The 9,348-nt window shown below is 73.2% G+C and carries 3 protein-coding genes, 1 tRNA gene and 3 pseudogenes; 5 read left to right on the top strand and 2 right to left on the bottom strand.

The features are described 5' to 3' along the window. Positions 1 to 1,412 precede the first annotated feature (1,412 nt). Positions 1,413 to 2,603 (top strand): annotated as a pseudogene (locus ABD946_RS42845) (acyl-CoA dehydrogenase family protein). A gap of 81 nt (positions 2,604 to 2,684) precedes the next feature. On the opposite strand, the gene ABD946_RS21075 reads toward ABD946_RS42845, so the two are convergent. Next, complete coding sequence (locus ABD946_RS21075) at positions 2,685 to 3,194, bottom strand: universal stress protein (protein ID WP_345285829.1); 510 nt, start codon at positions 3,192 to 3,194, stop codon at positions 2,685 to 2,687. Positions 3,195 to 4,460: 1,266 nt separating this feature from the next. On the opposite strand from ABD946_RS21075, the pseudogene ABD946_RS42840 reads away from it, so the two are divergent. After that, a pseudogene (locus ABD946_RS42840) lies at positions 4,461 to 4,637 on the top strand (HAD family hydrolase); the annotation flags it as partial. A 431-nt stretch (positions 4,638 to 5,068) separates the two neighbouring features. Here ABD946_RS42840 and ABD946_RS21070 read toward each other — a convergent pair. After that, positions 5,069 to 5,896 (bottom strand): GNAT family N-acetyltransferase, encoded by an 828-nt coding sequence (locus tag ABD946_RS21070; protein WP_345285820.1) that lies wholly within the window; start codon positions 5,894 to 5,896, stop codon positions 5,069 to 5,071. A gap of 1,003 nt (positions 5,897 to 6,899) precedes the next feature. Here ABD946_RS21070 and ABD946_RS21065 point away from each other — a divergent pair. From ABD946_RS21065 to ABD946_RS21055, 3 genes and pseudogenes are all read left to right on the top strand, one after another. Next, positions 6,900 to 7,904 (top strand): annotated as a pseudogene (locus ABD946_RS21065) (helix-turn-helix domain-containing protein); the annotation flags it as partial. A 560-nt stretch (positions 7,905 to 8,464) separates the two neighbouring features. Continuing rightward, a complete protein-coding gene (gene orn / locus ABD946_RS21060; protein WP_345285818.1) occupies positions 8,465 to 9,067 on the top strand; it encodes an oligoribonuclease in 603 nt (200 codons plus the stop codon). A 162-nt stretch (positions 9,068 to 9,229) separates the two neighbouring features. Then, a tRNA-His gene (locus ABD946_RS21055) sits at positions 9,230 to 9,305 on the top strand. The last annotated feature ends 43 nt before the right edge of the window (positions 9,306 to 9,348 follow it).

The following is a 9,348-nucleotide window of genomic DNA, read 5'->3' as shown; positions in this document are numbered from 1 at the left end:
CCCTCCGCACGGCGACGCCCTCGAACCACACGGGGAGGCTTCGTCGTGTACCACGGAGTGCGCGCCTGCACCGCCGACGACCGTCGAGACCTGCGCGACAAGGACACAGAGTCCTCGACGCGCCCGAGACCGCCACGGAGTGGCGCGTAGCCGCGACGCGCCTGGACTGGCCTGGACCCACCGTCGCGCGTCGCCCGGCCGTGCCCGTGTGCCGGGTCGAGTAGCTCCACGAGGTGCGGCCCCGCGACGGTCTCCAGAACGAGAGTTCACGGAGCGTACCGTGGTGACGGTGCAGGCCGAGTGTTCATCGCGCCCGGCTCAGCGGCCGCCGGACTCGGCGGGTCGAGGCCACCATACTTCGTCCACCCCAAGTGGGTTCGCGCAGCTCTGGGCGCGACGCGCGAGGAACTGATGCCCCGGCTTGTGCCGGCTGACCGACCGTCGACCCGGGCCTGATGCTGTCTAGCGGCCGTGCTGGATGGCCGAACGGAGTGGCGCGCTGGACCGCGGCGCGCTGGCCCCACCACTGCCACCGTCGAGGTCGCCCTGAAGTCTTAGGCCAGCGCTCACCGAGACTCTTATCGCCCGGCGCAACGGGCGTCAACCGTTCGGCGGCAGTGGAGGACCCTGGACGAATGGGTTCACAGGAGCCGGTGGTCGAGCGCGCCGCCGCGGCCGGGGGTGCCCAGGCGCCGCGCAGGGCTACCTCTCGATGTGCTTCGGCGACCCCTGGAGGGCCCCGGTGCCGCAGGAGCAGAGTCGTCGGGTTCGGCGTCCGGCTGCTGGAGCTCGGCTGCACCGAGCTCAGCCTCGGCGACACCATCGGCGTGGCCACCCCGGGCAGGTCACCGCGCTGCTCAGCGTTCGACCGGGGCCGGGTCGGCCCGACCGGCTGGCCGTCCACTTCCACGACACCTACGGCCAGGCCCTGGCCACACCCTCGCCGCGCTGCGCTCACGGCGTCACCACGGTCGACGGCCTCGGGCCGCGCCTGGGCGGCTGCCCGTACGCAAGAGCGCCACCGGGAACCTCGCGACCAGGACCTGTCTGGATGCTGCACGGGCCTCTGGCATCGAGACCGTGGGTCGTGGACCTGCGCTCCCTGGTCGTCCACCAGCGCCTGGATGCGCCGGCCCCGGCTGCGGCCGCCGAGCCTCCTCCGGCCGTCAGGCCCTGGCCGGCACACGGACGAGGGCTCGCGGACACCCCCGGCCCGCCTGAGCCGCGCGTCGCGCTCCGACCCGCTCGACGGCGGCCCCGTCCCCGGGGCCGGGCCGCCGTCCCGCTCACCCACCCGGGCAGCGAGCCCGGACCGCCCGGCGTCTCTCCCGGCGCGCGCGCACACCGGGCCTGCCGGGGCCCGACCGACCCCCAACTCCCGGGCCCTGCGGCCCCGATCCAGGAGGATCACCATGCTCGACCACCGCTTGGACCGCGAGTACGAGGAACTGCGCCGCACCGTCGAGCAGTTCGCCAACGACGTGGTGGCCCCGAAGATCGGGGACTACTACGAGCAGAACGAGTTCCCGTACGAGATCGTCCGCGAGATGGCCCAGATGGGGCTGTTCGGCCTGCCCTTCCCGGAGGAGTACGGCGGCATGGGCGGCGACTACTTCGCCCTCGGCCTGGCCCTGGAGGAGCTGGCCCGGGTCGACTCCTCGGTGGCGATCACCCTGGAGGCCGCGGTCTCGCTGGGCGCGATGCCGATCTACCGCTTCGGCACCGAGGAGCAGAAGCGGGAGTGGCTGCCCCGGCTGACGTCGGGTGAGCTGCTCGGCGCCTTCGGCCTGACCGAGCCGGAGGGCGGCTCGGACGCCGGGGCGACCCGCACCACGGCCCGCTACGACGCGGAGACGGACGAGTGGGTGATCAACGGCACCAAGTGCTTCATCACCACTCCGGCACCGAGATGACCGGCCTGGTCACCGTGACCGCACTGACGGAACCGATCGCTCGTTCGAGTGAAGACTCGGCTGACGCCTCGTCAACTCGCGAGATCTCCTCCATCATCGTTCCCACCGGTACCCCTGGGTTCACCGTCTCCCGCAAGTACTCCAAGGTCGGGTGGAACGCATCCGACACCCGTGAACTGTCCTTCACCGACTGCCGGGTCCCCGCGGCCAACCTGCTCGGCACCCGCGGCCGCGGCTACGCCCAGTTCCTGCGCATCCTCGACGAGGGGCGCATCGCCATCGCCGCCCTGGCCACCGGCCTGGCCCAGGGCTGCGTCGACCAGTCCATCGCTTACGCCGGCACCCGCCGCGCCTTCGGGCGGACGATCGGCGCCAACCAGGTCATCCAGTTCAAGCTCGCCGACATGGAGATGCGCGCGCACACCTCCCGCCTGGCCTGGCGGGACGCCGCCTCCCGGCTGCTGCACTCCGAGCCGTTCAAGAAGGAGGCGGCCATCGCGAAGCTGTACTCGTCCGAGGCGGGCGGTGGACAACGCCCGGGAGGCCACCCAGATCCACGGCGGCTACGGCTTCATGAACGAGTACCCGGTCGCCCGCATGTGGCGCGACTGCAAGATCCTGGAGATCGGGGAGGGCACCTCCGAGGTCCAGCGGATGCTGATCGCAAGGGAGTTGGGCATCAACTCCTGACCCGTGGCACGGCCGGAAGGGGCGGCCCGCCAGGGCCGCCCCCTCCATCGGCATCCGTCCACACGGACTCCGCGTCCCCGCTCAGGGGATGACGATCACGGGCCGGTTCGCCCGGCGCGCCAGCCGGCCCGAGACCGAACCGAACAGCTTGCCGAGCAGGCCGTGCGTGGTCCCGACCACGATCGCGTCGGCGGCGTACTCCCGGCCGACCTCCTCGATCTCGTGGCAGATGTCCCCGCCCCGCTCGACCAGGATCCACGGCACCCCGTTGAGGTAGTCCGCGCACGCCAGTTCCAGGCCGAGGACCTCCGTGCGGTGGTCGGGCAGGTCCACGAACACGGGCGGCTCGCAGCCTGCCCAGACCGTCGCGGGCAGCCGGTTGGCGACGTGCACGATCACCAGTCCGCACTGTGACCGGCGGGCCATGCCGACCGCGTACGCGAGCGCGCGTTCGCTGGAGAGCGAGCCGTCGAAGCCGACCACCACACCGTGCTGGAAGACCGGGTCAAAGGTCCGCGCGGGCTGAGCCGCGAGTTCCGCCCCACCGGCCCTCCCCGGAACGGCTCCTGCCGCACCGGTACCGCCCGCGATCGTTCCGTCCGTCATCGCAGCCCCCTCACTGCTTCCACCGCGACCCTCGCCCCGGCGGCCCAGCCACCGCTGGCGCGGCCACAGCCGGCCCCGGCGCACGACGTCCCTGGCCGGGACGGCCACGGCCCGGGGGCCTGCGACCCGTCCGGACCGTTCGGCCCCGGATGTGTCCACTGCGTCCGACGTGCCCGATCCGCCCGACCTGCCGGGCGCACCCGGACCGCCGGCGCGCAACTCCTCCTCGATCCGGGCACCGAGAGCGGCGTCCGCCGGTTCGGGGAGCTCAAAATCGACCATGGCTCAAAGCTCTTCGAGTGGAATGGGCCGACAGAACGGGGCACGAATGCCCGGGCAACAGGTCCACCCGAGCCATCGAGCCGGTCTCCGCCGAGCACCACCGAATGTGACCTGTTCCTCTCAGAGTACGACCGGCCCCGGGCCGCGCCCAGCGGCAGAGCCCTTGAACGGCAAGGAATCCCGCGAACGGAGTCGCGCGTTCCCGGTTCTTCGCGCCCCACCGTCGAGCCCGTGCGCCAGGGCCCTTCGGTGAAGGTTCCCTGGAGCTTCGCCGAGGAAGCCCCTGGACGCAACAGGGCCCCGGTACACCGTGATCCGACTGTCACCGTCCGGTTGGCGCACCGGCGCCGCGGCCGACCCACGGCCCGCGCCCGGCTCTCCTCTATATACGTGCACGTCACGTGCCCCCACCGTTCGGCGCCGGCGGCCGCCGCGCGGTTCCGCCCCCGCCGCCGGTCAAACCTCTGGCCTCCGCCGATCCCCCACCGGGCAACCGCTTCCGGCCAATTCAAGGCGGCACGGAGGGTAACGCGGCAATTGCCTGCTGCATACTCCGGCCTGCTGGCAGCATGCACCGCATGCCGCTGCTGCTGCTCGACCTCGACAACACCCTGCTGCCCCGGGACGCCGCCTTCCGCGCCTGGGCCCGGGACTTCCTGGCCGAGCACCGGCTACCCGCCGCCGACCTGGGCTGGCTCACGACCATCGACGGCGGCGGCTACGTACCCCGCAGCACCGTACTCGGGGCCGCCAAGCGTCGCTACGGCCTGGACCGCTCGATGGACTCCCTGCTCGGCCACTACCGGCGGGGCATCAACTCCCACATCCACTGCCCGCCCTCCCACCTCTCCGCGCTCAACGCGGCCCGGTCCGCCGGCTGGCTGATCGGCATCGTGAGCAACGGCGGCACCGGCCCCCAGTTGGAGAAGATCCGGCGGGCCGGGCTCAGCGCCCTGGTCGACGGTTGGGGTGATCTCCGAGGAGGCCCGCTGCCTCAAGCCCGATCCGCGGATCTTCGAGATCGCCGCCCAGCGCTGCGGCGTGACGCCGGCCGGCGACTGGGCCGACCGGACCTGGATGGTCGGCGACCACGCCCCCGCCGACATCGCCGGCGCCGAGCTCACCGGCCTGCGCAGCGTCTGGCTCCACCACGGTCGCCCGTGGTCGGAACCCGGCTACCGCCCGACCCTCAGTGCGGCCGGCCTCCCGGAGGCCGTCGGGCTGATCCTCTCCGCCCGCTCCGCCCCGACCGGCGCGAGCACCGCGGCCACCGCACGCCGCACCGCCACCTCGGCCCCGCACACCCGGCCGGAGGCCCGGCTCCTCGGCGAACCCCGGGTCCACGGCGAGTCCCGGCTCCACGCCGAGCCCCGGCCGCACGGCGAACCCCGGACCGCCCTTCGGGCAGAGGCCGGCTCCGAACCGCGCCACGACCTCCGGCACAATCACCGAACCGGGGTCGCCGACGTCACCCCCCCTCCGCGCACCGAGTGGCCCGGCCACGCCGAGCAGCCCGCCCGCACCGACCGGCCCGGGAACCCCCGTCTCCGCCCCCGTCCCCGCCCCGATGCCGAGCGTCAGCGCCACCAGCGCGTAGCGCCCCGCTCCACGAACCCCAGCTGCCGGTACAGGGGTTCACCGAGCAGGGTGGCCACCAGGGTGAAGACCCGCCCCGGCTGCGCCGCGAGGGCGGTCGTGAGGACGGCCCGTCCCAGGCCCATCGAGCGGTGGGTTGGCAGGGTCGCGACCCAGTAGACGCCCACCGTCTCGCCGTCGTCGTAGGTCATGCAGGCGGCGGCCGGGACGCCCTCGACCCGGCCGAGCCAGGCCCGGTAGCCCGGCTCGGCCAACAGCGTGGCCGGCAGCACCGCACCGGCACGCCACGGCTGGTGCTCCTCCAACGGGAAGCCGTCCACCACCACCCGCTCCAGTTCGGCGAGTTCGGCCACCGAGCCGATCTCCTCCACCGTCACTCCCGGACGCAGCCCTGCCGCGACGGCCGCCTCGGAGGCCTCCGTGGCGGCCGGGGCCTCGGAGGCCTCCGGCTCACGGACCATGACGTTCATCGGTCGGGTCGGCGTGCAGCCACCCGCAGCGAAGTCGAGCCCGCCGTACGGGTCCTCCACCACCATCCGCGTGGTGCCCCACTTCTCGAACAGCTCGGCCAGCTCCGCCTGCAGGGCCGCCGCCCCGGCGGACTGCCCGCCTGACTGCCCGTCAGCCGCCGTGTCCGCCCCGTACGGGCGGGTGACCACCACGCGGTGGGTGTCGGTCGCGTTCCTGGTGCACCGCACGGCGGCGAAGCCCTCCCGCCGCTCGGACTCCCAACCCTGGGCACGGGCCTGGGCCAGCCAGAAGCCGGCGGCGTTGTCGTTGGCCTGTTCGAGTCGACCGATCTTCGTCATGTTCCGACCATACGATCCCGGCCCGTCGCGCCGCGGCCCAAACGGAAACCCAGGTCACACCCCGCTCGGGGCCGGCTCGGGCGCCCTCCACCCCACCGACACGTCCGAGCCACCCAGCGCCCACCGGCGCACGATTCCCCGACGCGCGCCCCCTTCACGTACCGGCGGTTTTCAGTCAATCTCGTTACCGGCGCGCACCGTTCGGCAAAGCCGCAGACCAGGCCGCTCGACGCGGCACGTTCTCCGGCCTCACTGGGCGGTCGGTCGTGCGGCAACCAGCCATCGAACTCCCCGCCCTCTTCACAGGGGGGTCGACGCCTGCCACGCTTCGTGATCGAATGCATCACGCCAAATTGCCATGTCGACATAGCGTCGGATGGTGAACTTGTCACAACGGCGACGGTCCACCCAGTAGATTCGATCTTGGCGAGCAGGGCCAGCAGGGCGAGTAGTTGGGCACCACGGCACCACCACACCACACCACCGAGGGGGCTGGAGCGCCTTGAGCAGGGTGAGCAGGAGCGATACGGGTCCTGGCGGCGGCCAGCCGTCGGCCGGCTTCACGATCCGCTCGTCGAGAGAGACCGCGCCGCACCAGCCCAGCCCACCGCCCCCGGGTTCGCACCTCGGCCCGCACCCGCAGCACGCCCCGCAGCACGGCTCCCCGCTCGGAGCGCAGTTCGGGCATCCGCACGGACCGCAGTACGGCGCCCACCAGGGCCACTCCCCGGTCCCCCTCGCCGCCCCGAGCCAGTCGGCCCCGCCGTCGCAGCACACCAACTCCGCTGCCCGGCGCTCGCCTTCGCCCCTCGCGTCCCTGCCGGCCGGTCAGTCCCCGCAGGCAGCAGCACAACTGACGCACAACCAGTTCTTGCAGGCCGCCGCCTCCGGGAGTCACGGGGGCCGCGGCAGTCACTCCGGCCACGTCGGCCACAACACCCCGACCGGCGCCGCCGGAACCGCGGTCGCCGTCGAACCGCCCGTCACCGCGTCCGGCAACGGACTGCTCGGCCACAGCAGCGCCGCGCGCAAGCTCTCCGGCCGCCGACGGCGCGAGACGGTCGCCGTCCTGATCTTCGGCGGGGCCCCGATCTTCGAGAGCTCGATCCCGCTCTCGGTCTTCGGCGTGGACCGCCAGGACGCCGGAGTCCCCCGGTACCGCCTGCTGGTCTGCGCCGGTGAGGACGGACCGCTCGCCACCACCGGCGGGCTCACCCTCACCGCCCCGTACGGCCTGGAGGCGCTCGCCCGGGCCGGCACCATCGTCGTCCCGGCCTGGCGCTCGATCTCGCAGCCGCCCCCGCAGGAGGCGATCGCCGCCCTGCGCAAGGCCCACCACGAGGGTGCCCGGATCATCGGCCTCTGCACCGGCGCCTTCGTGCTGGCCGCCGCCGGTCTCCTGGACGGCCGCCCGGCCACCACCCACTGGATGTACGCGCCGACGCTGGCCAAGCGCTACCCGAAGGTCCACGTCGATCCGCGCGAGCTCTTCGTCGACGACGGCGACGTGCTCACCTCCGCCGGGACCGCCGCCGGGATAGACCTCTGCCTGCACGTGGTGCGCAGCGACCACGGCGCCGAGGCGGCCAACGCCCTGGCCCGCCGCCTGGTGGTGCCCAACCGCCGCAGCGGCGGAGGACAGGCCCAGTACATCGATCAGTCTTTACCTGAGGAGATCGGCAACGACCCGCTCGCCGAGGTCGTGACCTGGGCCCTGGAAAACCTCAACCAGCAGTTCGACGTCGAGGTCCTGGCCGCCCGCGCCTACATGAGCCGCCGCACCTTCGACCGGCGGTTCCGCACGCTCACCGGCAGCGCCCCGCTGCAGTGGCTGATCACCCAACGGGTGCTCCAGGCACAGCGGTTGCTGGAGGCGTCCGAGCTCTCGGTGGACGACGTCGCGCGCCGCTGCGGCTTCCGTTCCCCGGTCGCGCTGCGCGGGCACTTCCGTCGGCAGCTCGGGGTCTCCCCCGCCGCGTACCGGACCAGCTACCGGGCCAGGCGTCCGCTCCCGGCCGGGAGCTCCGTGAACGGGGCCTCCCTGGCCGGCGGGGCCGCACCCGGTTCCGCCGGCACCGCACCGGGTCAGACCGCCGTCGCGACGGTCCCCCCGCAGGCCCACCCGGCGGACCGTCCGGCCATGGCACCGCACGGCGCACCGCACCTGACGAACGGTCCGACGCGTCCGCTGGTCCCGTCCCAGGGCGGCCAGGCCCCCCAGCACGGCCACCAGCGCCCGGGCGGCGGTGCCGGCGCCCGGCAGCACGCACCGGCCGTCCCCGTCGGCGGTTCCGCACCGGGCGTCGAGCACGCCCACGCGGCCGCCACCGAGGAGGGCTACGGCCCCGGCCACGGTCAGGGCCCCGGCCAGCCGACGGCCCGTGACCTGGCGCAGGGTCACCGTCCGGACGGCGCACCGCCGTCCGCGCCGCGCTCCGACCGGACGTACCAGGAGCACCCCGAGCAGCACGGCCAACACGCCGAACGCCCCGCCACGGGCAACGGCACCGAACCCGCACCGGGGCGACAACTGTCCGGCTCGAGGGATCGCGCCGTAGGCTGAGGGGCGTGAATGACCGCCTGGTATGGATCGACTGTGAAATGACGGGGCTCGACCTCGACCGGGACGCCCTGGTCGAGGTCGCCGCGTTGGTGACCGACTCCGAACTCAACATCCTCGGCGAGGGCGTGGACGTCATCATCCGTCCGCCCGCCGCCGCGCTCGAGAACATGCCGGACGTGGTGCGCACCATGCACACCTCCTCCGGCCTGCTCGACGAGCTGGAGAACGGCGTGACCCTGGCCGAGGCCGAGGCCATGGTGCTCGCCTACGTCCGCGAGCACGCGCCCGAGGCCGGCAAGACCCCGCTCTGCGGCAACTCCGTGGCCACCGACCGGGGTTTCCTCTCCCGGGACATGCCCGCCCTGGAGGGCCACCTCCACTACCGGATCGTCGACGTGTCCTCGATCAAGGAGCTGGCACGCCGCTGGTTCCCGCGGGCCTACTACAACAGCCCGCAGAAGGGCGGCAACCACCGCGCCCTGGCGGACATCCGGGAGAGCATCGCCGAACTCCGCTACTACCGCGAGGCGGTGTTCGTCCCCCAGCCCGGTCCGGACACCGACGCCGCCCGGACCATCGCCGCCAAGTACCAGCTGCCGACGACCTGACGGACCGCCGGACACCGGCCGGCACCGCCACCGGGGCCCGGCCCGCCCCTCCGACGGGCTGACCAGCGGCCCTCGACCGCCCGTCACCGAAACCCTGGCGCGAGCACCCTCTCCGATCCTGTAGAGTTCTTCCTGTCGGAGCGGGAACGCCCCGGACAGATGGTGGGTGTAGCTCAGTTGGTAGAGCACCTGGTTGTGGTCCAGGTGGCCGCGGGTTCGAGTCCCGTCACTCACCCCATCGCCTTCAGGGCCTGGTCTCAACGGACCAGGCCCTGAAGGCT

This window comes from Kitasatospora albolonga (assembly GCF_039535905.1).
Taxonomy (GTDB): domain Bacteria; phylum Actinomycetota; class Actinomycetes; order Streptomycetales; family Streptomycetaceae; genus Kitasatospora; species Kitasatospora albolonga.
Note: the sequence above shows the minus strand (reverse complement) of the source record. Positions and strands in the feature narration are given on the sequence as shown.